At 66.8% G+C, this 25,265-nt stretch carries 20 protein-coding genes; 11 read left to right on the top strand and 9 right to left on the bottom strand.

Going from position 1 to position 25,265, the window contains the following annotated elements:
• Positions 1-33: 33 nt before the first annotated feature.
• From bpln_RS26920 to bpln_RS26910, 3 genes are read right to left on the bottom strand one after another with little or no spacing between them, the layout of a single operon-like run.
• Positions 34-4,437: an SDR family oxidoreductase gene (locus bpln_RS26920; protein ID WP_082465452.1), complete on the bottom strand. Its 4,404-nt coding sequence runs from the start codon at positions 4,435-4,437 to the stop codon at positions 34-36.
• A gap of 54 nt (positions 4,438-4,491) precedes the next feature.
• Entirely contained in the window at positions 4,492-5,460 is a 969-nt protein-coding gene (locus bpln_RS26915) for a diiron oxygenase (RefSeq protein WP_042628210.1), read from the bottom strand.
• Between the two features lie 53 nt (positions 5,461-5,513).
• On the bottom strand, positions 5,514-6,830 hold the full coding sequence (locus bpln_RS26910) for an aspartate aminotransferase family protein (protein WP_055140530.1): 1,317 nt from the start codon (positions 6,828-6,830) through the stop codon (positions 5,514-5,516).
• Between the two features lie 382 nt (positions 6,831-7,212).
• On the opposite strand from bpln_RS26910, the gene bpln_RS26905 reads away from it, so the two are divergent.
• The 5 genes from bpln_RS26905 (at position 7,213) to maiA (ending at position 12,127) form a co-directional block, all read left to right on the top strand.
• Positions 7,213-8,046, top strand: a complete 834-nt coding sequence (locus bpln_RS26905; RefSeq protein ID WP_042628208.1) for a class I SAM-dependent methyltransferase — start codon at positions 7,213-7,215, stop codon at positions 8,044-8,046.
• 93 nt (positions 8,047-8,139) lie between these two features.
• Entirely contained in the window at positions 8,140-8,991 is an 852-nt protein-coding gene (locus bpln_RS26900; protein WP_042628207.1) for an N-acyl homoserine lactonase family protein, read from the top strand.
• A gap of 11 nt (positions 8,992-9,002) precedes the next feature.
• Positions 9,003-10,883, top strand: coding sequence for an FAD/NAD(P)-binding protein (locus bpln_RS26895; protein ID WP_055140529.1), 1,881 nt, complete (start codon positions 9,003-9,005; stop codon positions 10,881-10,883).
• A gap of 74 nt (positions 10,884-10,957) precedes the next feature.
• A complete protein-coding gene (locus tag bpln_RS26890; RefSeq protein ID WP_082465451.1) occupies positions 10,958-11,461 on the top strand; it encodes a cupin domain-containing protein in 504 nt (167 codons plus the stop codon).
• A gap of 18 nt (positions 11,462-11,479) precedes the next feature.
• Positions 11,480-12,127 carry a maleylacetoacetate isomerase gene (gene maiA / locus bpln_RS26885; protein ID WP_042628206.1) on the top strand — a complete coding sequence of 216 codons (648 nt, stop codon included), beginning with the start codon at positions 11,480-11,482 and terminating at the stop codon, positions 12,125-12,127.
• A gap of 57 nt (positions 12,128-12,184) precedes the next feature.
• Here maiA and bpln_RS26880 read toward each other — a convergent pair whose 3' ends face one another.
• On the bottom strand, positions 12,185-13,069 hold the full coding sequence (locus bpln_RS26880) for a LysR family transcriptional regulator (RefSeq protein ID WP_042628205.1): 885 nt from the start codon (positions 13,067-13,069) through the stop codon (positions 12,185-12,187).
• A 343-nt stretch (positions 13,070-13,412) separates the two neighbouring features.
• Here bpln_RS26880 and bpln_RS26875 point away from each other — a divergent pair, with 343 nt between their 5' ends.
• Together bpln_RS26875 and bpln_RS26870 are read left to right on the top strand one after the other, a co-directional pair.
• Positions 13,413-14,516 carry an alkene reductase gene (locus tag bpln_RS26875; protein ID WP_055140527.1) on the top strand — a complete coding sequence of 368 codons (1,104 nt, stop codon included), beginning with the start codon at positions 13,413-13,415 and terminating at the stop codon, positions 14,514-14,516.
• 9 nt (positions 14,517-14,525) lie between these two features.
• Positions 14,526-15,641: an NADH:flavin oxidoreductase/NADH oxidase gene (locus tag bpln_RS26870; RefSeq protein ID WP_055140526.1), complete on the top strand. Its 1,116-nt coding sequence runs from the start codon at positions 14,526-14,528 to the stop codon at positions 15,639-15,641.
• A gap of 112 nt (positions 15,642-15,753) precedes the next feature.
• Here bpln_RS26870 and bpln_RS26865 read toward each other — a convergent pair whose 3' ends face one another.
• Together bpln_RS26865 and bpln_RS26860 are read right to left on the bottom strand one after the other, a co-directional pair.
• Positions 15,754-16,854: an alkene reductase gene (locus tag bpln_RS26865; protein WP_055140525.1), complete on the bottom strand. Its 1,101-nt coding sequence runs from the start codon at positions 16,852-16,854 to the stop codon at positions 15,754-15,756.
• A gap of 10 nt (positions 16,855-16,864) precedes the next feature.
• A complete protein-coding gene (locus bpln_RS26860) occupies positions 16,865-17,986 on the bottom strand; it encodes a Gfo/Idh/MocA family protein (RefSeq protein WP_208459457.1) in 1,122 nt (373 codons plus the stop codon).
• Positions 17,987-18,344: 358 nt separating this feature from the next.
• On the opposite strand from bpln_RS26860, the gene bpln_RS26855 reads away from it, so the two are divergent.
• Positions 18,345-19,565: an MFS transporter gene (locus bpln_RS26855; protein WP_226993670.1), complete on the top strand. Its 1,221-nt coding sequence runs from the start codon at positions 18,345-18,347 to the stop codon at positions 19,563-19,565.
• A 43-nt stretch (positions 19,566-19,608) separates the two neighbouring features.
• Here bpln_RS26855 and bpln_RS26850 read toward each other — a convergent pair whose 3' ends face one another.
• A complete protein-coding gene (locus tag bpln_RS26850; RefSeq protein ID WP_042628199.1) occupies positions 19,609-19,836 on the bottom strand; it encodes a hypothetical protein in 228 nt (75 codons plus the stop codon).
• Between the two features lie 77 nt (positions 19,837-19,913).
• Positions 19,914-20,681: an SDR family NAD(P)-dependent oxidoreductase gene (locus tag bpln_RS26845; RefSeq protein WP_042628198.1), complete on the bottom strand. Its 768-nt coding sequence runs from the start codon at positions 20,679-20,681 to the stop codon at positions 19,914-19,916.
• A 388-nt stretch (positions 20,682-21,069) separates the two neighbouring features.
• Between bpln_RS26845 and bpln_RS26840 the strand changes: the two genes are divergently transcribed.
• The 3 genes from bpln_RS26840 (at position 21,070) to bpln_RS26830 (ending at position 23,467) form a co-directional block, all read left to right on the top strand.
• Positions 21,070-21,957, top strand: a complete 888-nt coding sequence (locus tag bpln_RS26840; RefSeq protein WP_042628197.1) for an NAD(P)H-binding protein — start codon at positions 21,070-21,072, stop codon at positions 21,955-21,957.
• Between the two features lie 67 nt (positions 21,958-22,024).
• The gene (locus tag bpln_RS26835; protein WP_042628196.1) at positions 22,025-22,354 is read left to right on the top strand and encodes an EthD family reductase; all 330 of its coding nucleotides are present in this window, start codon (positions 22,025-22,027) and stop codon (positions 22,352-22,354) included.
• 123 nt (positions 22,355-22,477) lie between these two features.
• Positions 22,478-23,467 (top strand): zinc-dependent alcohol dehydrogenase family protein, encoded by a 990-nt coding sequence (locus bpln_RS26830; RefSeq protein ID WP_042628195.1) that lies wholly within the window; start codon positions 22,478-22,480, stop codon positions 23,465-23,467.
• Positions 23,468-23,569: 102 nt separating this feature from the next.
• Here bpln_RS26830 and bpln_RS26825 read toward each other — a convergent pair whose 3' ends face one another.
• The gene (locus bpln_RS26825; protein ID WP_148654191.1) at positions 23,570-24,997 is read right to left on the bottom strand and encodes an esterase/lipase family protein; all 1,428 of its coding nucleotides are present in this window, start codon (positions 24,995-24,997) and stop codon (positions 23,570-23,572) included.
• Positions 24,998-25,265: the final 268 nt, after the last annotated feature.

Here is a 25,265-nt window from a genome sequence, read left to right as displayed (position 1 = left end):
CGCGCGATGGCGTCGCCTCGCCGGAGCAACTGGTCAGGCGACCGCCGATTGCCGGGACAGCGCACCGGTTTCCAGCAAATGCGCCATGAACGCGTGCAGCCATTCGCGGGTCGGACGCCCGAAACCGCAGGCAAGCCCGTCGAGCCGGCGCAGCGTCCGGGAATGGTCGAAGCGGACGCCGCGTCGCGGCCGCGTGGCCCAGAAATAGCCGAGCGCGATGTCACGATCGGCGGCGCCGAAGCCGCGTCCGAACAGTTCGGCGAAGCTTGCGCCGCGGCTCGTCTCGAGGGACACGCCGAGTTCGGCGAGCACCTCGAACACCTCGCCGAGCGCAATCTCCCACGGGCTGTCCACGTGAAATACGGTACCGCTCGCGGCTTCGTCGAGCGACAGCTTCACCATCCCGCGCGACACCAGATCGACCGGGCTCAGCGTGACGGCTTCATCGAGATCGCCGGGGATGGTGCCGAGCCGCAGCGCGGCGCGCAACAGCTGAATGAAACGGTTGTCCGTGGCGTTGTGCTGAAAGCGACCGCTGACCGAATCGGCCGACACGTTGCCGCTTCGATAAATGAAGGCGCGCCCGCCGCGCGAGACGAATTCGCCCACCAGCTTCTCGGCCTGGAATTTGGACCGCTCGTAGGCGTTCTGAAAAGTCTGGCCGATCTCGAGGCTCGTCTCGTCAAAGGCGATCGCCTGCGGGGCGTCCACCACGCCGCAGACCGCCAGGGTCGACATGTGGTGCAAATGCTTCGGCCGCAGCCCCTGCGCGAACGCGATCACGCGGCGCGTGCCCAGCACGTTCTGTCGGTCGAGCGCCTCCTCGGTAGCGAACAGGCGCGTGTCGGCCGCGAGGTGGTAGATCGCATCCACGCTGCGGTCGAGCCGTGCGTAGACCGCCGGGGCGAGCCCGAGCCGCTCCTGCGTCACGTCTCCGGCATGGACGCTCACGCGCTCGCCATAATTTGCCAGCGGCGCGGCGGGGAAATAACCGTCAAACGCCTCGGCCAGTCGGCGCGCGGCATGTGCATCGGTCTCGCCGCGCACCACGCAATGAACGCGGGCCGTGGTCTCGTGCAGCAGGTCGCGCAGCAGATAGGCGCCCACGAAACCGGTCGCGCCGGTGAGCAGGATCTCGGCGTAGCGGTCGCCGGTGCGACGTCGCCTGCCGGGGACGCGATCGAGGCCGAGCGCGGCGGGGCGATACGCGAGCAGGCCCGCGCTGCTGCCCGCCTCGACGTAGAGCCGGAAGCCGGGCGCGGCCCGCCCGGCCAGGGGTAACGGCGCCGCGGCCTCGCATAGCAGGACCGCGACGCGCGTCATCAATGCCTCGATCTTCGCGTCGTCGTGGTGCTCGCCACTGTAGCCGAGGTCGCAGATCAACTGGTCGTCGATGATGCGGGCCGTCATGCGGAATTCGTGGAGGCGGTCATTGTCGTAGCCCCGCGCGAAGCCCGGCGAACCGGTCGAGGGCCGCAGCTTCAGCGGGCCGTCGGCGTCGTGATCGAAGTGGCCGAGGAAGTTGTAGCAGTGTCGTGCGAGCGGCAGCCCGCCCCATGCCTCGCGCAGCGCCGCGCGATGGACGCCGTAGGCGACGCCGAGGTTTGGCACGGCATCGAGCACGGAGCTGACGTGGGCCACCGCGGCGGCGAAGTCGTCCGACGGCGCGCCGAACGCCACCGGACAGGCCGACGTCAGCCAGCCGACAGTGCGCGAGACGTCGACGGCGTCGTCGAAGCTGACGCGTCCGTGGCTCTCGACCTCGACGAGCCAGCCGTGCGGATCGGCGCCCAGCGTCGCGTCGCAGGCCTTCATATAGGCGGCCAGCAGGACGTGGTGGAATGGCGCGCCGAGCTGGGCCGGCAGCTCGCGCAGCAGCCGGGCCGTGGTGTCGCGCGAGAATGCGCACCAGCAGGCTCGCGCGTGCCGCTCGAGATTGCGCTCGGGGCGCCGCTGCAGCGCGGCGCTGACCCGATTCGAGGGCAGGCGTCGCCAGTAGGCGAGGTCGCCCTCGAGTGCGGGAGTGCTTGCCAGATGCGCGGTCCAGTCCCACAGCGGCCGGCTGCGCGGCGTCGGCGGCAGTGGCTGATGCGCGGCCAGCGCGCCGTAGACGCGCTGCAGGTCGTCGACCACGATGCGCCACGACACGGCATCGACGGCGACGTGATGCGCGCACAGCAGCAGATGGCCGGTACCGTTCGCGCGCATGAAAAGATGCGCAGCGAACAGGCGCCCGGCCTCGAGGCTCAACGACGCCTGCAGGGCCTGGCTGGTGCGGCGGATCAGGGCGCGTGCCGCGTCGGGACCGTGCGCCGGTTCGATCTCGGTGACGGGCAGCAGTGCGTCGCGCGGCGCGTCCGGCTGCGCCTGCGCGAACCACGTTTCGCCGTTGCGGCGAAACCGCGTCGACAGCAGCGGATGCCAGCGGCGCACGCAGTCGAGCGCGCGTGCGAGCCACGGCGCGGACACCGGGCCGTCGAGATCGAACAACAACGCCTGGTTATGGTGATCGACGCGATTCAGCCTCGTTTCGAGAAATTGCTGCTGGGCGGCCGACAGCTGCGCGAAAGGCACCGTCCTGTCCGGATCCGGCTGGGGCGGCACCGCCGGCGCCGGACACGCGCTGCGGCGGATGCTGTCGAGCAGCGCCGCGACGGTCGGCTGCTTCAGGAACGCGCGCGCCGAAACCGGTTGGCCGGCTGCCTGCAATTGTGCGATCACCTCGATGGCATCGAGTGAATCGCCGCCGAGTGCGAAAAAATCGGCGTCGTCGCTGAATGCGTCGATGCCGAGGCACTTGCGCCATGCGGCGCGCACCACCGAGCGCAGGTCGTCGCCGTCGTGGTCGCCGGCGTTGTCAACGGGCCCGGCCGCCGCTGTTGCCCGGTTCGCGACGGCGGCGGGGCGTGCCGTCCGCAGGTCTGTCTCGACGATCGCACGGAGCGCGGCCAGGTCGGTTTTGCCGTTCGGGTTCAGCGGAAACGCCGGCAGTACAAGCAGCTCGCGCGGCAGCATGTAGGCGGGCAGCAGCGTGGCCAGCTCGGAGCGGATCCCGGGCGCGCCACGGCCGCCGCGTGTCAGCACCGCGGCCACGATCGCCGGGCGCTCGCGGATCGTCAGCAGGAAGGCGGCCGCGCCTTCGCAGCCGTCCAGTGATTTCAGGGTTCGCTCGATCTGCTCGAGTTCGATCCGGTAGCCGTTGACCTTGACCTGTCGGTCGACGCGGCCGAGGAAATGGACGACGCCGTCCGCGTCGATGCGGACCATGTCGCCGGTCCGATAGAAACGTGCATCGCCTTCGACATCGGTGACGAATGCCTTCGCGTTCGCTTCCGGGTTGTTGCGATAGCCCGCCGACACGCCGGGGCCGCCGACGAACAACTCGCCCTGCGCGTCGCACCCGGCGTAGCCGCTATCGGTGCGCACCCGAAGCCGCGTGGCACCCAGCGGGCGGCCGACGGGCACCGTCGCGTCGGCCGCGAGTGCGGCCAGCCCGGCGTGGTCCACCAGGCAGGCGGTGATACCGATGGTGGTTTCGGTCGGACCGTAGTGGTTGACGAGCGAGCGTGTGACGCCGGCCTCGAGGATCGCCGCGGCGAGCCTGACCGGGAAGGCCTCGCCGCCGAGGATCAGGTGGCGCAGCGCGAGATCGTGCGTGCGGCCGGCACCGAGCAGCGCGAACATCGCTTCCCAGTGCGAGGGGGTGATCTTCAGCACGTCGACGCGCTGTGCCACCAGATAGTCCAGTAGCGCGGCCGGGTCCTTGCGCCGCGCATCCTCGATCACATGCAGCGTGCCGCCCGTGTACAGCGACAGGAACAGGCCGGTGTTGCCGAGATCGGCCGACATCGTGCTGACGTGCGCATAGGCGAGGCCGGGCTCGATGCCAAGCCGCGTCGCGATGGCGTCGACGTAATGGGCGATGTTGCCGTGCGTGACCACCACGCCCTTCGGCACGCCGGTCGAGCCCGAGGTGAAGAGGACGTAGGCCGGGTCGGCGGCGGCGGGCGGCGCCGGCGTGTCCGAGGGAGCCGCGCCGGGCGCATCGGTGGCCAGCGCAACCGCGGTGAAATCGACGACGCAGACGGGCAGGCCGCGCGCGACCAGCCCGGCCTCGTGCTCGCGCGTGGTCAGCACGAGATCGGGGGAGATGGTCTGCAGCCGGCGATAGTGCTCCTCGGTCACGCCATCGGCCTCCACGATCGTATACGACGCACCGGCCCGCCACACGGCCACGATTGCTGCCACCAGCGCCGCGCAGCGCGTGTGATAGATCGCGATCAGCGCGCCGCGCGCCGGCGCGGCGGCTGCCAGCGCGGCGGCGATGCGGCGGCTCTCGCGTGCCAGTCCGGCGTAGCTCAATACGCTGCGTTCGTCTCGCACGGCGGCCTGCTCGGGCCGCCGTGCGGCGTGTCGGTATATCTGCTCTAGCAACATGTATCCTCCGATGTCATTCGGGGCCCCGCCGGGGTCGACAGCCGCGCCGTGTACTCAGGTCTGCGCCCGATCGTGCGCGTCGAACGCGCGCCTTACCACGGTGTCGTCGAGCACGCCGCAGCGCTCGAGCAGCTTTACGAGGTTCGCGCGCGTCACGCCGATGTAATCGCCGGCGTTCTTCGCGAACTGCACCTGCGTGTCGCCCAGGACGATGTCGATGTCGCGAGGCGCGAGCGAGAGTTGTTCGAGCACGTTGCGATCGAAGCGCCGGTCGAGATCGGCGGCCAGATAGTCGTCGAGGTAGGCCGGCAGGAACACGCCGATGCGTTCGCGCGTGGCGGCGTCGAGCGTCTTCCAGTGCTCGCGCAGCTGGGTGGCGAAGTAGGTCGCGTGGCGTCCCTCGTCGGAAACGTGATCCGTCATCACCTGCGTGAAGGCGCGCGTCGCCTCCTTCTCGCGGCCGATGCTGAGCAGGTCCTTGGTCAGGGTGTGCTCGGCCAGGCAGGTGGCGAGCAATTGATAGGACGGGTGCAGCGCGGCGGGCAGGGTCGCGTAGCCGCGGTGGACCGCGTCGAGGTTGCCGTTGGTCTGCGGCACCGATAGCGGCTCGATGCCGGTGCTCGCCTTGAGCTGGATGATGAAGTCGAGCGCGACGTAGGCGTGATAGCCCTCGTCGATGACGATGGTGATCGCGTCGCGGCGTGTTTCCTCGCTGGCGGCGGGAATGATCTCGCCGTTGATGATCTTCAGCGCGCAGTCGATCACGAAACGCGTCTCGAGCAGGCCGATTTCGTACATGTACTTGTAGGTCGACTGCGCCAGCACGTAGGCGATCGCCTCGCTGCCGAGCGACGAGACGATCTGGTGCTCGGCGATCAGCTGGCGCGACTTCGGAAAGATGTTTTCCTCCACGATGCTGCGCGGCACCAGAATGCGCTGGCTGTTGCGCACGGTGGCATTCCCGTACCAGCGGGTCACGGCCTCGTCGATCCGTGCGGCCTCGGATGGGCTTTCGGTGTTCATCTGGAATCTCTCAGGATGATGGGTAGGGGTCTGGCGAAAATGAATCAATAGTCCTAATTGTTCAGCTCGGCATGAAGCTCGCGTAACGCATGCACGGCCGCGTCGGCGAAGCGCGCGAGATCGGTGGGCGTGTGCGCGGCCGACAGGAAGATCGGCTCCTCCAGCGACGGCGCGAGCAGGAAGCCCTCGCGGCGCAGGCGCTGGTGGAAGCGCGTGAAGGTGTCGTAGTCCTGGGTCTTCACGTCACGATAGTTGCGCATCGGCACGGCGGCGTCGCGGAACGCGATGCCGAGCACCGAACCAGCACGACTGACCACATACGGAATGCCATGCGCGGCGAAACCGGCTTCGAGGCGCTGCTGCAGGTCCGCGCCGAGCGCGTCCAGCCGTTCGTAGAAGCCCGGCCGGGACAGGATCTCGAGCGTGGCGTTGCCGGCCGCCGTGGTCAGCGGGTTGCCGGCGAAGGTGCCCGACTGGAACACGCCGCCGCCGATCGCGACGTGCGACAGGTACAGCGATTTGCCGCCGTACGCGCCCACTGGCGTGCCGCCGCCGATGATCTTGCCGAACGTCGTCAGGTCGGGATCGATGCCGAACTGGCTGCTGATGCCGCCGTAGTTGAAGCGGAAGCCCGACACCACCTCGTCGAAGATCAGCAGCGCGCCATATTGGTGCGTGAGGTCGCGCAGCGCCTGGATGAACTCGGGCCGTGATTTCACGAAACCCATGTTGGTCGAGTGCGGCTCGACCACCACGGCGGCGATGTCGTCGCCGTGGTCGGCGAACACGCGCGAGGCTTCCTCGACGTCGTTGTACTCGGACAATACGACCTCGCGGTTTGCCTGGCGCGTGATGCCGCGGCTGACCGTCTTCAGCGCCGCCGCCCCGCCCTCGAGGTTCAGCGGGCTGGCGAGCAGCGCGTCCGAGTGGCCGTGGTACGAGCCGCGAAACTTCAGGATCAGGCTGCGCCCGGTATGGCTGCGCGCGATGCGCGTGGCGGTCATGACAGCTTCGGTGCCGCTGCAGACGAAGCGGATCGCCTCGAGCGACGGGGTGCTGTCGACGATGCGCTCGGCCAACTGGTACTCGGCCTCGTTGGCGAGGCCATACGAGGTGCCGCGGCCTGCCTGCGCGCGGATTGCCTCCACCACCTCGGGGTGCGCATGGCCGAGGATCAGCGCGCCGAAGCCGTTCAGGAAATCGAGGTACTCGCGATCATCCACGTCGTGGATCCGCGCCCCGCACGCCTCGCGTGCCACCACCGGGTCGCCGCCCACCAGCCGAAACGATCGCAACGGCGAACTGACGCCGTCCGGAATATGGCGCTTGCCGCGAGCAAACAGTTGCGCCGATCTGTTTTTGTCGTCCATTGGAAATCTCCCATTTTAAGAATTCATATCTCGATTTTAAATATCGATCTGACTGTAACAGAATGGAATCTGACTCCTGGAATATTCATTTAAATCCCGGTGTACTCTAGTTCAACGTGCATGGTTGTCAAGCGTAAAAATGCCTTGACATCAAATGCCTGATTAACCTACATATGCATCACGTCGCCCGTAAAGCCGTCGATCGATGGCATAACAAATCGACATGGAATAATAATCCGTATGCATTTTTATTTTTTATGACCTCATAAAAATCAAGCGAATGGAAAGCTTGATTGATTGGCCATTCAGTCGGAGGTCCCGCATTCGCGCATCACCAATCGGCCCGGCGATCCGCCGGTGCCGTCAATCAGGAGAGCTGACGATGGACATGAGCGTTTACTTCAACAAGGATCATCTGGTCAAACACAGCTACGCCACCACCGAGGATTTCCGGGTGCGTTCCGAAGCGTGGGAGTCACTCGCGCAGCAGTCGATCTCGCGCTGGTATGCCGATCAGCTGCGAGATCTCGCCTTTACCGAAGTGCTCGACGCGGGCTGCGGGCTGGGCCGCTTCAGCCATGCGCTGGCCGCCTCGCGTCCGGTCAACGTGACGGCGATCGACATCGCGGAGCCGATGGTCGAGGCGGCCCGTGAGCAGGTCGGCACCACGCCGGGCCGGCATCGCTTCCTGCGCACCTCGATCGAGGACGCGCCGTTCGCCGACGAAAGCTTCGACCTGGTGCTCGCCAATCTAGTGCTGTTCCACGTGCCGGACATCGGCGGTGCATTCGACAGGCTGGCCGCGCTGACCAGGCCCGGCGGCCACGTTGCCCTGCTGACGCCCGATTTCGACTGGATGAGCGAGCTGAACCGCTTCCAGGATCACGCGCTGCTCAAGCTCGGCTTCGCGCATGATCACCCGGCGTTGACCGCGCCCGGCACCAACCGCTTCTGCGACGCCAACATCCTTCGCCACGCACCGGCTTCGCTCGAACTCGTGCGCAAGCCATGGTTCGACGGCACCATGACATTCGATTCGGTCGATCGCGTGCTCGATTTCTACACGCATACCATGCGTTACAGGAACGTGGCCCTGCAACTGGGCAACGATTCGCTGCGTGACGCCGCACGCGAGGTCATCGAGGCGCACCGGGCCCGCACCGGCGAGCTGAAGGTATCGAGCAGTCTCTATCTGTACGTGTTCAGAAAACAATGAATTCCGCTGCGGCGCGTCATTCGCCCGATGAAATCGGCGATGGCGGCCATGCATCGATATTCGAACACGTATTTAAAACGAAAAGGTGACTGCATGATTTCCCCGCTTGCCCCCAACCACGAGGTATTTGCCTTGCGATATGCCGTGCAGCCCGACCGGACGGCACGCGAGAATTACCTGTTTTACGACGGCCATGACGGCCCGATGCCGCAGGATTATTTTATTTGGGCGATTCGCGACGGCCAGCGCGTAATCGTGGTCGATACCGGTTTCACTTCGGAAATGGCGGCAAGGCGCCACCGCGTGTTTCTGCGTTCGCCCGGCGCGGCGCTGGAACGCGTTGGAATCGATGCGGCCAAGGTCAGTGATGTCGTCATTACCCACATGCATTATGATCACGCGGGCAATTTCGACCTGTTTTCAAATGCGCGGTTTCACGTACAGGACCTGGAGATGCAGTACTGCACCGGTCGCTGCATGTGCCACGAACTGCTGCGCCGGCCGTTCGAGCGGCAAGACGTGATCGCCGCGGTGCGCCACCTCTACGACGGGCGCCTCGTGTTCCACGACGGCGACGCCGAACTGGCGCCGGGCGTCTCGCTGCACCTGATCGGCGGTCATACGCTCGGCCAGCAGGTCGTGCGGGTAAGCACGCGGCGCGGCCACCTCGTCATCGCCAGCGACGGCGCGCATTATTGGGCCAACATTCGCGAGCGGCGGCCGTTCCCGCTGGTGGCCGACGTCGCGCGGATGCTCGAAGGCTATGCGCGCATCGATGCGCTGGCCGATGGCCCCGACCACGTCATCCCGGGCCACGATCCTGCGGTGCTGAGCACCTTTCCGCGCTGGCCCGGTGACCCTGACACCGCGCTGCTGCACGAACCGCCGCTCGCCGGTCAGGCCGCCGTCGAGCGCCAGCCGACGCTCGCGGGCGAGCCGGTCTGAGGGGGGCGACGATGAACGACATCACGCTGACCGTGATCGGCATGGGGCCACGCGGCGTCAGCCTGCTGGAGCGCCTGGCGCAGCATTTGCACGCGCATCGGAGCGAGGTCCCGATTCGTGTCCACGTCGTCGACCCCGGCGAATGCGGACAGGGGACCCACTACGATACGCAACCGTGGCACCTGCTGACCAACACGCTCGCCAGCCAGGTGACGATCTTTCCGCCCGACAACGCGGTTGGCGGCGCGGCCGCGCCGAGCTTCATCGAATGGGCGCGTCAGGCCGGCTACCGGCATTTCGATGGCGCGTTCCATCCCACCGGCGCCCCGCACGGGGAGGAGATCGGCGAGCAGCACTATCTGCCGCGCCAGTTGCTCGGCCGGTATTTCTCGGCCGCGTTCGATCGCATCGTGCGCGCCTTGCCGGCGAACGTGACGGTGTGCCACCACCGGCGCGCGGCGCTCGACGTCGAGCCGGCGGGGCACGGGTTCGTGGTGCATCTGGCCGGCGGCGCCACGCTGCAAACCGACTATCTGATGCTGACGACCGGCCACGGCAAGCGCAAGCCCGATCAGGCCGATCTCGCGCACGAGGCGTTCGTGACGGCACTCGGCGCCCGCAACGACCGGCTCGATTTCCTCTCGCACGCCTATCCGGCCGAGCGACTCGGCCGGATCTCGCCCGATGCCACGGTCGCGATCCAGGGCATGGGCCTGACCGCTCACGACGTGGTCTCGCATCTGACGGTGGGGCGCGGTGGGCGGTTCGTCCGGCGGGACGGGAAACTGCGCTACGAGCGCTCGGGCCGCGAGCCCGCCATGCTGCTGTTCTCGCGCAGCGGCCTGCCGTTTTCGGCGCGCGCGATCAACCAGAAAGGCGCCGCGGGCCGCTATACGCCGCGCTTCCTGACCATGGAGGCGATTGCACGGCTGCGCGAGCAGGCTCGCTCGGCGCGCGGCGACCCGCGCATCGATTTCGTCACGGAGCTGATGCCGCTGGTGATGGCCGACATGGCCTACGCGAGCCAGATGGCGCGCACCGGCCGCGAACCGGCGCCCGGCACCTTTGTGTTCGACGCGGCGGCGCGCGAGGCGATCGAGGCGATTCTCGATCCGGTCGGCACGCGCCGTTTCGACGATCTGCAGCGCTACCGCGAATTTTTCCGCGGTTTTCTCGTCGACGATCTCGTCGAGGTCGACAAGGGCAACGTCGGGAGCCCGCTCAAGGCGGCGACCGACGTGCTGCGCGATCTGCGCGAACAGTTCCGCCATGCCGCGGAATTCGGCGGCTTCACGCCTGATTCGAACCGCGTGTTCACCGAGCAGTTCGTCAATACGCTGAACCGGATCGTATTCGGGCCGCCCCGGCATCGCAACCTCGAATGGCTGACGCTGATCGACCAGGGCCTGCTCGACGTCGCTGGCGGGCCGGGGGCCAGCGTGGTCCACGATCGGCAGGCGGCCCGCTTCGCGATCGAATCGCGTTTCGGGCACGGCGTCGAACGGCGCCATGCCGACGTGCTGGTGTTCTCTCGTATCGACGTGTTCCATCCGGAGTCCGACCGCTCCGAACTCGTCGCCAACCTGCTGGCGCGCGGCCTGATTCGTCCTTACCGCAACGGCGGTTATCGGCCGGGCGGCATCGACATCGCCGGGTCGAACCACGTGATCGGGCGCGACGGTGCCGTCAATCCGTGCATCTGGGCGATCGGCTATCCGGTCGAGGGCCCGCATTACTACACGCAGGAACTGCCGCGCCCGGGCCGCAAGTCGCGGCTCACGCTCGATGCCGAAACCTGTGTCCAGGGCCTGTTCGCGGCGCTTGGCGGTACGGCGACCGGGACAGCCACGCTGGCGCGGGCGCTTCCGGCCGTGTTGTCGCTAGACGGTTGAGCGAGGCGGGGCGCTGCGGCACGCCCGGCTCTCGCGAGCGGGGTGCCGGTCATGATTCGAAACGGAGGCCTTCGATGCCAATCCAAGAGGGGACGTTCATGTCGTTTTCCGCCTATCTCGACGGCACGCGACCATTGCCCGAGGCGCCCGCCATCTGGCGCCGCGATGCCACATGGCGCACCGTCGGCCTGCAGCCGCGCCACGCGCGCGGCTCCGTGGCGCTGACGCGCGCCGCAACGCGCGACGCCACCGAGGCCGCGCCGGGCCTGTCGCTGACGGCGCAGCGCGTCGAACCGGGGATGCATGCGCCGCTTCACAGCCATTCCTTCTGGCATCTGTATTCGGTGCTGAGCGGGCAGGGCTGCCTGCTCCTCGATGACGCGGTCGGGCGCCTTGCCATCTCACCCGGCGACTGGGTGTTCGTGCCGGCCTGGTGCTCGCATGCCATCGACAATCGCGACGGTCTCGTCGCGCTCGAGCTGTACGCGCTGCAAAACGTGCCGCAGAACGCAGCGCTTGGCAATCTCGCGCGTGCGGAGCCCGGCCAGCCCATTCATCTCACTTACGCCGGCAGTTGAGCGGCGCGGGAGCTTCTCATGCAGCTGTATTCCCACTTTCGCTCGACGGCGTCGTTCCGCGTGCGGATCGCGCTGGCGTTGAAGGGCCTGTCGTACCAGACCGTTGCCGTCGACCTGCTGCGCGGCGACGGCGAGCACAATACGTCGGCCTTCGAGGCGATCAATCCGCAACGGATGCTGCCCGTGCTCGTGACCGACGACGGCCAGCGCATCACGCAATCGATCGCGATCTGCGAGTATCTGGAGGAGCGGTATCCAACGCGACCGCTGTTGCCGCGCGAGGCGAACGAGCGCGCCTACGTGCGCAGCCTGATGGCCGCGCTCGCGAGCGACATTCATCCGCTGCATTCGCTTCGCGTGCCGCGCTTTCTCGGCAGCCGCTTCGCGCTCGACGGCGAGGCGCGCCGGACCTGGGTGCAACACTGGATCCGCGAGGGGCTCGGCGCGATCGAGGTAACGCTGCAGCGCGCGGATCGGGCGGGACGATATTGTCTCGGCCAGGCACCGACGCTGGCCGACGCGTTTCTCGTGCCTCAGTTCGTCAGCGCGCTGAATAACGGGGTGCAGGCCGATTCGTTTCAGCGGGTCGCGCGAATTGCCCGTGACTGTCTCGACGATCCCGCGTTTGCGGCGGCGTTGCCGCAGAATCAGCCGGACGCGGCTTGAGGGGCGCCGCCCCCGCACGCCATTCGCGAATGCCGGTCACGCGGTTGCCGCGCGGGGCTAGATCTTGAGATGGTGGATCAGGTGGTCGATGAAGACGCGCAGCTTCGGAGACGCATAGCGGCTCGCCGGCCAAAGCATCCGGAATTCGACGGTGCGATCGAGATAGTCGTCGAGCACGGTGCGCAGCTGCCCGTTGTCCAGTGCATCCCGCACCAGGAAAGCGGGCAGGAAGGCGATCCCGCGGCCTTGCAACACGGAATAGGCAAGCGGCTCGATGGTGTTGGCCGTCATTGTTTCAGGGAGCACGACGTCGGGCTCCGACTCGTCGAGCAGGAACGGCCACCGCTCGAGTTTTCCCGTCGCCGGGAAGCGATGCTGCAGGCACATGTGGCGGACCAGCTCCGACGGATGCCGCGGCTCGCCGTGGCGTTCCAGATAACCGGGCGTCGCCACCAGCACGTGCGCGCACGCGCCCATCTTCCGGACGACGAGACGCGAGTCGTGCTGCTCGCCGGTGCGCACGACGATGTCGAAGCCTTCCTCGATGACGTCGACCATGCGGTCGGACATGTCGATATCCAGATCGATGTCGGGGTAGCGCTGCATGAAGCTGTCGAACACCGGCATGAACAACTTGTTCAACTGCGGTATGCCGACTTTCAGCTTCCCGCGGGGCGAGCCGGCGGCATGGGACAGCTCCGACTCGGCCGCGTCGAGTTCGCCGAGGATGCGGCGGCACCGCTCCAGGAACAGCGCGCCCTCCGCCGTGAGGGTGATGCTGCGCGTGCTGCGGTGAAAAAGGCGCACGCGCAGCCGCTCTTCCAGCCTGCCGATGCTCTTGCCCACCGCCGATGCGGACACGCCCAATATGCGCGCGGCCTCGGTGAAACTGCGTGTTTCCGCAACCTGTACGAACATCGAAATACCGCTCAGGCTATCCATTCGGCGGAATCCTTGCATTGCCATTGAGGACGATTGTCGGCGCCTACCTTAGCCGATTTCCGGAACACCGACAATTGTCGGCGCGAGGCGGCGGCGCGCCGCGTACGCGAGGGGCCGCGTGGTCACGCGGCCGCCCGCCGGTAGCGCAAACCGGCGGCGGCCGGTCCCGGACGCCCCGGCTATCGTTCCCCCCGATTCCGGACTTTTATTCCGAAATGTTCGGATGCCGTTCCGGGTTCTGGTTTGCGACGGCCGTTACTACACTAGCTCTCGATCCGCATCGGCCGAACCGGCGTGCTCGCCGGGCAGCGTGCCCATCCCTATCGAATCCCAAGGAACTCGCATGAAAATCATGACTTCTCTCAAGGTCGGTCCCCACCGTCTGGCGCACCGCGTGATCATGGCGCCCCTGACCCGCATGCGCGCCGAAAGCGGTGCCGTGCCCGGCGACCTGATGGCCGAATACTACGGCCAGCGCGCATCCAGGGGCGGCCTGATCATCGGCGAGGCAACCATTGCGGCGCCCAACGGCAACGGTTATCTCGGCGCGCCCGGGCTGTACGACGACAGCCAGATCGCCGGATGGAAGAAGGTGACCGACGCGGTTCACGCCAAGGGCGGCCTGATCTTCCTGCAGCTGTACCATGCCGGCCGCCAGTCCAACAGCCAGCTGCAGCCGGGTGGCGGCCAACCGGTCGCGCCGTCGGCCGTCGAGCACGGGGGCGTGGCCTACACCGAAGCCGGCTGGGTGCCCAATACGCCGCCGCGCGCCCTGGAAATCGCCGAGATCGCCGAGATCGTCGAGGCGTTCCGGGCCGCCGCCCGGCGCGGGCTGCAGGCCGGCTTCGACGGCGTGGAACTGCACGGCGCCAACGGCTATCTGGTCGACCAGTTCCTGCAGGACAACGCGAACCAGCGCACCGACCGGTACGGCGGCACCATCCCCAACCGCGTCCGCTTCCTGCTGGAAGTCACCGATGCGCTGATCTCGGTCTGGGGCAACGAACGGGTGGCCGTTCGCCTGGGGCCCGGCGGAACCTGGGGAGACATGGGCGACAGCAATCCGGAGGCGCTGTTTACCCATGCCGCCGCCGAACTGGACAAGCGCGGCCTGGCCTACCTGCATCTGATCGAGCCGCGGGTGCTGGGCAACGTCGACGACGAGACGAAGAATCCGGAGCCGGTGGCCGCGCCGCTGATGCGCAGGTTCTTCAAGGGGGTGATCGTGGCGGCCGGTGGCTTCGACGGCCCCAAGGCCGAAGCCATCGTCGACAGCGGCGCGGCGGACGCCGTCGCATTCGGCCGCCACTTCATCGCGAACCCGGACTTGCCCGAGCGCATTCGCAACAACTGGCCGCTGAACGCATACGATCGTCCTTCGTTCTTCGGCGGTACCGAGGTCGGCTACACCGACTATCCGTTCCATCAAGAAGCCAGGGCAGCCTGAGGAGCCGCGATGAGCGCACTGTTTTCCTCGTACGCGCTGGGATCGCTGGCGCTGCCCAATCGCATCCTGGTCTCGCCCATGTGCCAGTACGTGGCCGAGAACGGCGCGGCGACTGCCTGGCATGTGGTCCACGTGGGTGGCCTGGCCGCTTCCGGCGCGGCCGCGGTCTTCGTCGAGGCCACGGCGGTATTGCCGGAAGGACGGATTACCCCGGGCGATCTCGGCTTGTGGGACGACGATACCGAAGCCGCCCTCGGCAAGGTCATCGAGGCGGCGCGAGCGGTCGCGCCGTGGACCAGGCTGCTGCTGCAACTGGGCCATGCCGGGCGCAAGGCCTCCAGCGCGGAGCCCTGGCAGGGCGGGCAACAGCTGGCGTCCGACGATCGCGGCTGGATCGCGGTGGCGCCGTCGGCGCTGTCCCAACGGGAACACGAGGTGCCGCCGCAAGCCCTGGACCACGCCGGCATGCGGCGCATCCGGGCGGCCTTCGTCGAATCGGCCCGGCGCGCCCTGCGTCTCGGCGTGGACGGTATCGAGTTGCATTTCGCGCATGGCTACCTGCTGCACCAGTTCCTGTCGCCCGTCTCCAACCATCGGGACGACGCATACGGCGGCTCGTTGGACAATCGCATGCGCTATCCGCTGGAGATCGTGGCGGCGGTCCGCGAGGCGCTGCCGGCCGGATTCCCGATCGGCGTCAAGATCTCCGCCACCGACTGGGTGGACGGCGGCTGGGACCTCGACCAGAGCGTCGTGCTGGCCAACCGCCTCGAGGAACTGGGGGTGGACTGGATCACGGCCTCTTCGGGGGGGATATCGCCGCGCCAGCAGATCCCGGTGGCGCCCGGTTACCAGGTGCATCTGGCCGAGGCCATCGGCAAGCAAAGCGGTGTCACCACCGTTGCGGTCGGCTTGATCACCGACCCGCATCAGGCGGAGGACATCGTGGCCGACGGCCGTGCCGACTTCGTGGCCCTGGCGCGCGCGATGTTGTTCGATCCGCGTTGGGCATGGCATGCCGCCGCCGTCCTGGGGGCAAGCGTGCAGGCTGCACCGTCCTATTGGCGCGCACCGCCTTCGCAGCATGCCGGTGTGTTCGGCGATACGCGTCACGGCGCACGGTGAGTGACGTCGGCGCGAGGCGCGCATCGGGGCGCCGGCTCGCGCTTGCCGAGTGGCTGGTCGTGCCGGCTCGAAATAGCCCGTCCGGGAGCCCCGTCGCGGGGCCCCGGACTGTTCATTCGACGCGCGCGGCGCCGTAGGCCGGGAAGTCGATATATCCGTGCTCGTCGCCGCCCCAGAAGGCCGAACGGTCGTAGTCCGCCAGCGGCAGGTTCAGGCGCAGGCGCTCCGGCAGGTCCGGATTGGAGGTGAAATAGCGACCGAAAGCGATCAGGTCGGCATGGCCGCTTCGCAGCGCGGCATTGGCGCCCTCGCGGTCGTAACCGCCGGCGGAGAGGATCGGACCGTCGAAGAATTGCCGCAGGTATTCCGACGCCACGGGCCCCGCCTTGTCGTCCAGCGTCTCGACGCCCATGACGCGCGGTTCGATCAGATGCAGGTAGGCGAGGCCCATCGAATCGAGTTGCCGGACGACGTAACGGAACGTGTCCTGCGGCGACGAATCCGACATGGCGCCCCACTTGCCGCTGGGGGACAGGCGCACGCCGACGCGGTCGGCGCCGAACACCGAGATCATGCCGCGCGCGGCCTCCAGCGTGAAGCGGGCGCGCTTCTCGATGCTGCCGCCGTAGTCGTCGGTGCGTGTGTTGGTGCCATCCTGCAGGAAGGTGTCCGCCAGATAGCCGTTGGCCGAATGCAGTTCCACGCCGTCGACGCCGGCCTCCAGCGCGCGCTCCGCGGCGGTGCGGTAGGCATCGATCAACAGGCGTACCTCCTCGATGTCGGCCGCCCGGTGAGGGGAGTTCGGGACCCAGCCCCTGGCCGTGAGCACCCGGGTTTCGAACGGAACCACGGATGGCGCCACGGGCGGCGTGCCGCCCGTCAGGTCGACGTGGGACTGGCGGCCGTCGTGGACGATCTGCATGAAGATGCGGCCGCCCTTTTCATGGACCGCGTCGGCGATTTTCTTCCAGCCCGCGATATGCCGGTCTTCGTAGATGCCGGGGCCGCCGAGGTAGCCGCGCCCGCTGCGCAGGGTATGCGACGACTCCGATATCAGGAGACCACCATCGCTGGCGCGCTGTCGGTAGTACTCGACCATCATGGCGCTCGGGGTGTCGTCGGGATCGGAACGAAGCCGCGTCACCGGTGCATGCACGACACGGTGCTTCAGCGCATAGCGGCCGAGCTGGATGGGAGTGAAAAGCGTTGGCATGGATGGTCCGTTACGAGAAGTTCAGGTCGATGCGCCGGCCGCCGTCATGGGCGGCCACGATCTGGTCGATCAGTTCGTGGACGCGGATGGCGTCGGCGAACGTGGGCGCACGCTGGCCGCCGTGCCGGAGGTCGTGGGCGTGGGCCGCGTAAAGGTTGGCCAGCTCGCGCGTGCTGGCGCCCAGTGCGTTGGGTGGAAGCCACTCGTACCCGGAGGGCACGTCCAGCCGTTGCAGCGCCTGGCCTTCGCCGACGGCGATCTCGAGCCGGTTGGACGTCTCGCCGAAGCTGGCCGGGTTGGTCACCCGCAGGTCGCCTTCGGTGCCGGTGACGTCGAGCTGGATGCCGTAGTTGTTCAGCTTGCCTGCCTCGATGTGGACGGTCAGGATCGCGCCGTTCGGGAAGGTTCCGGCCAGCACGACCTGATCCGGCGTGCCGTGCGGCAGCGTGGCACCCGTTTCCCGGAACGTGATTTCCTTGAACTGGTTCACAAGCAGGGCCTGTATGCGGTCCGGATAGTCGAACAGCGTATGGAACAGCATGTCCAGATAATGGCCGCCATAGATGGCCAGCACGTTGGAAAAGTTTTCCGCCGGAACGGTGTAGTGCAGGCCGATCGTGCGAAGCCGCGTGAAGTATTCGACGCTGATGTGCAGCCGGATCGAGCGGACCTCGCCGATCTTTCCCGCCTCGATCAGGTCGTGCAGGTATCGATAGTCCGGTGCGAGGCGGCGCTGCAGTCCGACCAGGGTGCGCACGCCAGCCCTGCCGGCCAGTTCCAGCAGTTCCCTCGACAGCGCCGTGCCGGGCGTCAGCGGCCATTCGCAGTAGACGTCCTTCCCGGCGGCGATCGCGGCGCGAATGCCTGCCTCGTGCTGCGGCGCCGGGGTCAGCACCAGTACCAGGTCGACCTCCGGGTGATTCACCAGCTCATCGAGCGAACCGGCGACGTGACGAAAGCCGTGGCGCCGCTTCAATGCGGCAGCCTTGTCGCAGGAACGGCTGTGGATGGCCGTCAGTTCGTATTGCGGCAACAGCTTGAGGGAAGGGAAGTGGCCGTATTCGGCCCAGGTGCCGGCTCCGATCACACCCACCCTGATTGTGTCGGTGGAACTCGAGACCATGTCATTCATGTTTTCTCCTTGCACGATGCGGTCGATCCGCAACCCTGCCATGGTAGGGGCCGGCGCGACGGAGAAAAATGCTTCGCAGTTCACATCATTTCGGACACGACTGTCCGGCTCGCGTCCTGGCCGCGGCATGCGCCTGGGTCGAGCCGTCCTGGTTCGGCGCCCGTCGCTGCCTTGCGGAAGGCGGGCGCGCATCACTTCGGACAGGCGTGTCCGAAGTGATGCGACATGCCCCATCTTTTTCCCCGGTCCTCGCATCCCTATCATCGGGCTCCATTGCCGTGAGCCCGCGCCGCTGCCCGGTTGTTCGTACGAGTGCCGGGGCGCGCGAGGCGGCGCCCTCCCGCAGGAAACCTGCCCCGTGAATCCACCCGAACGCTTTTCCTATCCTCCCCTGTTCTTCATGGCACTCGGTACCTTCGCAGTCGGAACCGAGAGCTTCGTGATTGCCGGGCTCCTGCCCGAGATGGCAAGGGATCTGCATGCCAGCGTCGTCGCCACCGGCCAGCTGGTGACGGTGTTTTCCCTGGCCTACGCGCTGAGCTCGCCGATCCTCACCGCCCTGACGGGGCATGTCGATCGGCGGCGCATGATGATCTTCACCATGCTGGCCTTCAGCGCGGCCAACATCCTGGCCTGGGCCGCCCCCGGCTACTGGACCTTGATGGCCGCGCGCGTCCTGCTGGCAGGTGCCGCCGGGCTTTACGTACCGGGAGCCAATGCCCTGGCAGGCGTGGTCGCGGGCCCTGAAAGGCGCGGCAAGGCACTGGCCATCGTCAACGGCGGCATTTCGGTCGCGATCGCCTTCGGTGTCCCGTTCGGTGCATTGATCGGCAATCACCTTGGATGGCGGATGACCTTTGCCTGCGTGGCCGTGCTGTCGGCGGTCGCGACGCTGGGGCTGATCGTCGGCATGCCTTCGCATATCGGCAAGGGCATGACCGTGGCGAGCCTGCGCCAGCGGCTGCGGACGGTCCGGCAGCCGGCCATCCTGCTGACCTTGCTGGTCACGATGATTTGGGCGACCGGCGCCTACACGATGTACACCTACCTGGCCCTGTTCGTCTCCAGCGTGACACGGCTCGATGGCGCGCAAATCGGCTACATCCTCTTCACGTGGGGGGCGTCGGCGGCGATCGGTGTGGTGATCGGCGGCGAGGGAACGGATCGTCTCGGGCCCCGCCGCGTGGTACTCCCCAGTCTCGCGCTGATGGTCCTCGTATTCGCGACGATGTCGTGGCGTGCCCATCTCCCTCTACCGGGCGCGCGCGGCAGCCTGCTGCCGATCCTGTTCTGCATCGTCGGCTGGGGCATGGCGCATTGGGCCTTTTATCCTGCCCAGCAGGTGACGCTGATCGGCGTCGCCGGGGTTGCCGGCACCCCGATCGCATTGTCGATGAACGCTTCCTTCATGTACCTGGGCTTTTCGCTGGGCGCCTCTCTGGGGTCGCTGACGATCTCGCTGGCTTCCGTGTCCGACCTGGGGTGGTCGGCGGCCACCTGTGAAATGATCGCCTTCGCGCTGTCGTGGTTCGCGGGAATGCGCTACCGGGCACGCAAGGCGGCGCTCGGCCCGGGTTGACGAGATGGCGGCCAGGGGCGACCGCAAGGACCAACCGGCCCCGTCAGCGGGCCGGTTGGTCGTCCAGCCAGGGCACTGCCCGTCTGGCGGCGGCGATGGCCTGGGCGAGATCATCGTATCGGGTCCCCGAGTAGTCCGCCGTCAATGACCAGCGGCCATGGTCTTCCGGTTCCTTCCTGAACAGTTTGAAGCGAAAGCCGCCCTCGGCCTCGTCCTCGATGAAATCGATGCAATGGGTGCCGGTCCGGTCTTCGATACTGTGGATGATCATGGGAAGAAGGCAGGAGAAAAAAATTAACCGACGGGCTGGCCTGTGCGGGCCGCTCCGTCGTCAGGGCCGGTCTTGCCTCAGGCGGTCTTGCCGCCGTTGACGCGGATGACTTCTCCGGTCAGGAACGGAACCTTGTCGGAGGCGACGAACAGGATCATTTGCGCGATTTCCTCCACGGTGCCGAGCCGCTTGAGTGGAACGCCAGCAATCATGGCGTCGCGTCCCCCGGCATCGACGGCGATGCGGTCGAACATTTCCGTCTGGACCGGCCCGGGGGCCACCGCGTTGACGCGAATCGAGAACGGCGCCGCCTCCAGCGCGACCGCCTTGGTCATGCCTTCCACCGCGTGTTTGCTGCCGGCATAGAGCGAGGCATTGAGTGCGCCCCGGGTACCCATGGTGGACGAAATGTTGACGATGCTGCCGGATCCCCGGGAGCGCATGGCGCGTAACTCGTGCTTCATGCTCAGAAAAGTGCCCAGGACATTGGCATCGAAGACTTCCTGGTAGCTCTTCGCGTCGTGTTCGAGGATGGAGCGGAACTTGCCGTCGATACCGGCATTGTTCACGGCGATATCCAGGCGGCCGAAGTGTCGAACCGTGGTATCGATCAGTGCCGAGACCTGCTCCTCGAAGCGCACGTCCGCCTCGACGAACCTGGCCTCGTGATCGAGCGCGCGCAGCGCTTCCTCCAGCGCCTTCCCAGCTTCGGGGCGGCGCCCCGACACCACGACGCGATAGCCGGCGGCACCGAATGCCAGGGCGGTCGCGCGGCCGATACCGGCTAGCGCGCCCGTGACCAGCACGACGGGACGCGCGTCACCACTTGCAGCGGAATTGCTCATCGACGATCTCCACGAATCGGTTGGAAACGGGGAAACGGTAGGCGAAACGGCCGCGAGGATAAACACGGCGACAGTTGAAACAGATCGGAACATTTCTCCGCGGCGGCAAGCCTCGCACCGGCGATGAGAGGCCGCGCCCCGATCGCGCGAGGAACCGGGTTCGTCGCCATTGTGGACGGCGGCGTCCGGATTCTTCGGAATCGCAAGTACTTAGTTCTTGCGAGGGTTTGCGCGACACTGAAAGCCTCGATGACGATCGATCCGGCGCGACTGAATCGCCGGTCACCAGGCTCACGGGCGCAGTGCCGGGCCTGGGGGTACCTGACTCGAGGGGTTCGAATCTTCGACATTCGGATCCTTGCTGCGAACTCTCTTCAACAGGTGTGACATGAAATACGTTGTAACGGGAAGTGCCGGCAATGTTTCCCGGCCGCTGGCGACACGACTGCTCGAGAACGGTCACGAGGTCACGGTGATCGGTCGCGATGCCGACAACCTGTCCGGACTGGTCCGGCTCGGTGCCGTCGCCGCGGTGGGCGACCTGCAGGATGCGGCGTTCCTCGCCAGGACCTTCGAAGGCGCCGACGGCGTTTATCTGATGTTGCCGCCGGGATGGGATCAGCCGGACCTGAAGCAATTCAGCGTCGCGCTGGCGGAAAACTTCGCGGCTGCCATTCGCGCCGCCGGCGTGAAGCATGCGGTGTTCCTCAGCAGCTACGGCGCGCACCGCTTGCACGATGCCGGAGCGATCAGCGGAATGGGCCTGGCCGAGGTCGTCCTCAACGGCCTGGAAGGGGTCAACGTCCTGCACCTTCGCGCCGGCTATTTCTATACCAACCTGCTGCTGTCGATCGGGCTGATCCGAAGCGCGGGACACATGGGCAACATGTTCGAGATACCGGCAGGCACCTTCACGGTGGTGGAGCCGGCGGCGATCGCCGACGAAGCCGCCGAGGCATTGATGTCGCTCGATTTCCACGGGCATTCGTTCCGCTACGTGGTCAGCGACGAGACGGGCACGGATGAAATCGCGGCGCTCATCGGCAAGGAAATCGGCATACCCGACATGAAATGGCTGCGCTTCGACGATCGCGAGTTCAGGAACGTGCTGCTCAAGTACGGCTTTGCCGAGGGCGCAGCCGATCACTATCTGGAGATGTTCGTCGCTCTGGATCGCGGCGTGTTGTTCGAGGACTACGTCAAGCAGAAGCGCGAGTTGCGCGGGATTCGGATCGAGCAGTTTGCCAGGCGATTCGCAGATATCTACCGGCAGTAGGCATGCGTCCCGGCGCCTGGGTGGTTCGCCGCCCCGGCGCACCACGAACGGTCTCCACGGAAAAATCATGTTCAGGATCAGCATGCTCTATCGTGCCGACGAGGCAATCCGCTTCGACGGCAGCTATTACCGGGACCACCACGTGCCGCTGGTCGCCGAGCGCATCGGCGATCTCTGCGAATCGTGGGAGGTGGATTTCGGCGTGGCGACCGGCGAGGTCTCGCCGCCGTTCCTCGCCGTCGGGCATTTCCATACCCGCGATCTCGACGGCTTCCTGGCCGCCCTCCAGCGCAACCGGGCGGAACTGGAAGCCGATCTCGACAATTGCTCCAGCCACGCTCCGCAGATGCAGATCAGCAAGGTAGCGGCATCCTCCTCGAGGCGGGCGCCGGAATGAATGCCGAACCCCTGGCGCCGCCAGGGCATCACGGCGGGTGCGCCCCGTTCCATCCCGTCCGGGCGCTGCCTGATGCGCCCGGGCCGCTGCCGGCTAGGCGGCGATTTCAAAGCAAGGACAAACATGTCGCGTGTGGTGCAGTTCAGTGAGTACGGTGGTCCGGACGTCCTGCAGATCGTCGACGTGGCACTGCCGGAACCGGCAGCCGACGAAGTCCGTATCGCCGTGAAGGCCATCGGCCTGAATCGCGCGGAGTCGATGTGGCGCTCCGGACGTTACGTCGAGCCGGTGCGCTTGCCGGCTCGTCTGGGATACGAGGTTTCGGGTTATGTCGATGCCGTCGGGGCGGGCGTCGGCGGGCTGGCGGTGGGCGACCAGGTGACCACGGTGCCGGCATTTTCGATGAACGACTATGGCATGTACGGCGAACGGGTGCTGGCGCCGGCCGCGGCGGTCATCAGGCATGTCGAGCCGATGCCGCATGTCGAGGCGACGACCTTGTGGAACGTGTTCCTCACGCCATACGGGGCGCTGCTGGAAGACGGCACGATGAAACGGGGCGATACGGTCGTCATCCCGGCCGCGTCGAGCGGCATCGGCCTGGGTGCGATCCAGATCGTCAACGCCGGAGGTGGCGTGCCGGTGGCGTTGACGCGCACCAGCGCCAAACGTGCGCGCTTGCTCAAGGCGGGGGCGGCGCACGTGATCGTCACCGAAGAGCAGGACGTCGTCGTGGAGATCATGCGGATCACTGGCGGGAAAGGGGCCGACATCGTCTTCGATCCGGTTGGCGGCCCCGATTTCGCGAGGCTGGTCACGGCTTGCGCGCCGGGGGCGACGATGTTTCTCTACGGCGCGCTGAGCACCGAGCCCACCGTCCTGCCGCTGCTGGAGGTGATTCCCCGGATGCCGGTCATTCGCGGCTACAACCTGTTCGGACTCACGACCGACAGAAAGCGCCTGGAGGCGGCCGCCTCCTACGTCCTGACCGGTGTTGCAAGCGGCGTCTTCAAGCCGGTGGTTGCGGAGACCTTCGGCTTCGACGACATCGTCGAAGCCCATCGCCACCTGGAGCGGAACACGCATTTCGGCAAGATCGTGGTGTCCTTGTAGCACCCGGGGACGCGCGACGCCCTCTCGGCGGCGGGCTTGCCGCTGCCGACCACGCCCCGGCAAACGTCCAGGGCATCGCATGCCGCCGCGCGGTTCAGCACATCACGAGGCGTTCGAACTGTCCATCGCGTCGTCCGATTCGTCTTCCGTGCCGCGCGGCGGCAGTTCCAGCCCGATCAGTTCAAGCATCGCCCGGATCGCATCCGGTGCCTTCTTCATGTTCGACCCGCCCATTTCCCCATGGGAATACCCCGGGAACGTCCTGCATCGCGCATCGGTGAGCTCGAACACGAAGCGGGCGCTGTCCTCGGGAACGATACCGTCGCCCACCGCGACTTTTTCCGCGCTGACGAACGGGTCGTCCTGCGGATGCGCGGGATCGGGCCGATAGGTGAAAGCCGGTCGGTGCCCGGCGGCGTCGCTGGCGAGCGTCGGCCGCTCCGTGCCCACGAAGCAGTGGTACGGAATCGGCGTATTGTCCGGCGACGTCACCGTGAGCGTCGAAAAGAACGTCTGCGCCTTCTCGAGGCTTTCCGGGTTGAACCTGAAATCGGCGAGCGCCTTCATGAACGGTGCCGCGGGCTCCGCGGTATAGACGTCCAGGGTGGCGCCGTTGCCATCCTGGATGAACGGATGCCCGGGCGGGGGCAGCAGCTCATAGGTGGATGGGAAGATCGGCTTGTCGACCACCGACTGCACGTAGTTGACGTAGGCCATCAGCTCGACATTGGCGATCTGCTGCCCGAGCATCGCGCTCAACGCGAGCGGCGCGCCATAGTGCGGCGTCGCCAGCGTGATGAGCGCCCGGGCCTTGCCGAACCACGGCGCCGACTTCGAGGCGGGATCCTCGAGCAGGCCGCGGCTCACCAGCCCGCCCATGCTGTGCCCGACGATATACAGCTTGTAGGTCTGGCCGGCACTCGCGTAGACGTGATCGAGTTCGGTCAGCGCCGCGCCAAGCCGCTTCGCCGACTCGCGGTTGTCTTGCCGCCAGTCGTAGGGGCAATGGTAGAAGACCTTCGGCAGCGGCTTGTCGAGCGGCTTCGTAGGGCTTGCCAGCGGCGTGCAGCTCGATGAAATCGCGCTGGTGAAGCCCATCTCGTGCTGCATGAAGTGGATCAGGTGGCCGTAGCACGACAGGTTCTCCGGCCCGATCCGGAAGTGATCGACGATGTCGCCGACCGGCAGCGTCGTCTGGTCGGCCACCTCCTTGCACCGCTCGTCATCCCTGAAGACGTGGATCAGTTCCAGCGCATCGGGCCAGGCCCGCTTCCTGTTGCCGGCGAGGTTCAATTCCGATGCGGACGTGCCGGGCACGAAGGCGATGACGATGTTGTCGGTGGTTTGCATGGTGTCTCTTGCGTGGGTATGGATGGCGATTTCGATGCGTCCCGTCGCGCGCCCGGATCGGCAGGCACGCCACCGGCTCGCGGATTCGTCCCGACGGACAGGGGGAGAGCGCCGAACCGGCGTGGCGCGACCGTCAACGATGTCGGCCCGACTCGCACCGGTGCCCGTGGAGGCGGACAAAAGGCATGGATTTCCCCGTTGGCTGGCGTGGATGGATTGTCGTCACGTCGTCACGTCGTCGCGGCATCGGGCCGTCGATTCATGGCGGTCGCCGCCATCCCGGCGCGCAGACGTGACTTTGGTTTGCCAATGCTACCGTGACATAAACGGACCGGCGGGGAAAATCATCAGCCGCGCGTGCTGGCGGCGGCCCGACCGGCGGCCCGGCCGGCGGTCCGGCAACGGGCCAGAGCCGGGCCGGCGACAGCCGGCGGCGCCATCGAACCCG

Origin of the sequence: Burkholderia plantarii, assembly GCF_001411805.1 — a bacterium.
Lineage (GTDB): Bacteria > Pseudomonadota > Gammaproteobacteria > Burkholderiales > Burkholderiaceae > Burkholderia > Burkholderia plantarii.
Note: the sequence above shows the minus strand (reverse complement) of the source record. Positions and strands in the feature narration are given on the sequence as shown.

What these genes read in the sequence shown, in the direction of transcription:
- bpln_RS26920 (WP_082465452.1), bottom strand. Translation starts at nt 4,437, where the DNA reads ATGTTGCTAGAGCAGATATACCGACACGCCGCACGGCGGCCCGAGCAG.
- bpln_RS26860 (WP_208459457.1), bottom strand. Translation starts at nt 17,986, where the DNA reads ATGAATGACATGGTCTCGAGTTCCACCGACACAATCAGGGTGGGTGTG.
- bpln_RS26850 (WP_042628199.1), bottom strand. Translation starts at nt 19,836, where the DNA reads ATGATCATCCACAGTATCGAAGACCGGACCGGCACCCATTGCATCGAT.
- bpln_RS26845 (WP_042628198.1), bottom strand. Translation starts at nt 20,681, where the DNA reads ATGAGCAATTCCGCTGCAAGTGGTGACGCGCGTCCCGTCGTGCTGGTC.
- bpln_RS26900 (WP_042628207.1), top strand. Translation starts at nt 8,140, where the DNA reads ATGATTTCCCCGCTTGCCCCCAACCACGAGGTATTTGCCTTGCGATAT.
- bpln_RS26875 (WP_055140527.1), top strand. Translation starts at nt 13,413, where the DNA reads ATGAAAATCATGACTTCTCTCAAGGTCGGTCCCCACCGTCTGGCGCAC.
- bpln_RS26915 (WP_042628210.1), bottom strand. Translation starts at nt 5,460, where the DNA reads ATGAACACCGAAAGCCCATCCGAGGCCGCACGGATCGACGAGGCCGTG.
- bpln_RS26830 (WP_042628195.1), top strand. Translation starts at nt 22,478, where the DNA reads ATGTCGCGTGTGGTGCAGTTCAGTGAGTACGGTGGTCCGGACGTCCTG.
- bpln_RS26870 (WP_055140526.1), top strand. Translation starts at nt 14,526, where the DNA reads ATGAGCGCACTGTTTTCCTCGTACGCGCTGGGATCGCTGGCGCTGCCC.
- bpln_RS26895 (WP_055140529.1), top strand. Translation starts at nt 9,003, where the DNA reads ATGAACGACATCACGCTGACCGTGATCGGCATGGGGCCACGCGGCGTC.
- bpln_RS26880 (WP_042628205.1), bottom strand. Translation starts at nt 13,069, where the DNA reads ATGGATAGCCTGAGCGGTATTTCGATGTTCGTACAGGTTGCGGAAACA.
- bpln_RS26865 (WP_055140525.1), bottom strand. Translation starts at nt 16,854, where the DNA reads ATGCCAACGCTTTTCACTCCCATCCAGCTCGGCCGCTATGCGCTGAAG.
- bpln_RS26840 (WP_042628197.1), top strand. Translation starts at nt 21,070, where the DNA reads ATGAAATACGTTGTAACGGGAAGTGCCGGCAATGTTTCCCGGCCGCTG.
- bpln_RS26905 (WP_042628208.1), top strand. Translation starts at nt 7,213, where the DNA reads ATGGACATGAGCGTTTACTTCAACAAGGATCATCTGGTCAAACACAGC.
- bpln_RS26910 (WP_055140530.1), bottom strand. Translation starts at nt 6,830, where the DNA reads ATGGACGACAAAAACAGATCGGCGCAACTGTTTGCTCGCGGCAAGCGC.
- maiA (WP_042628206.1), top strand. Translation starts at nt 11,480, where the DNA reads ATGCAGCTGTATTCCCACTTTCGCTCGACGGCGTCGTTCCGCGTGCGG.
- bpln_RS26835 (WP_042628196.1), top strand. Translation starts at nt 22,025, where the DNA reads ATGTTCAGGATCAGCATGCTCTATCGTGCCGACGAGGCAATCCGCTTC.
- bpln_RS26890 (WP_082465451.1), top strand. Translation starts at nt 10,958, where the DNA reads ATGCCAATCCAAGAGGGGACGTTCATGTCGTTTTCCGCCTATCTCGAC.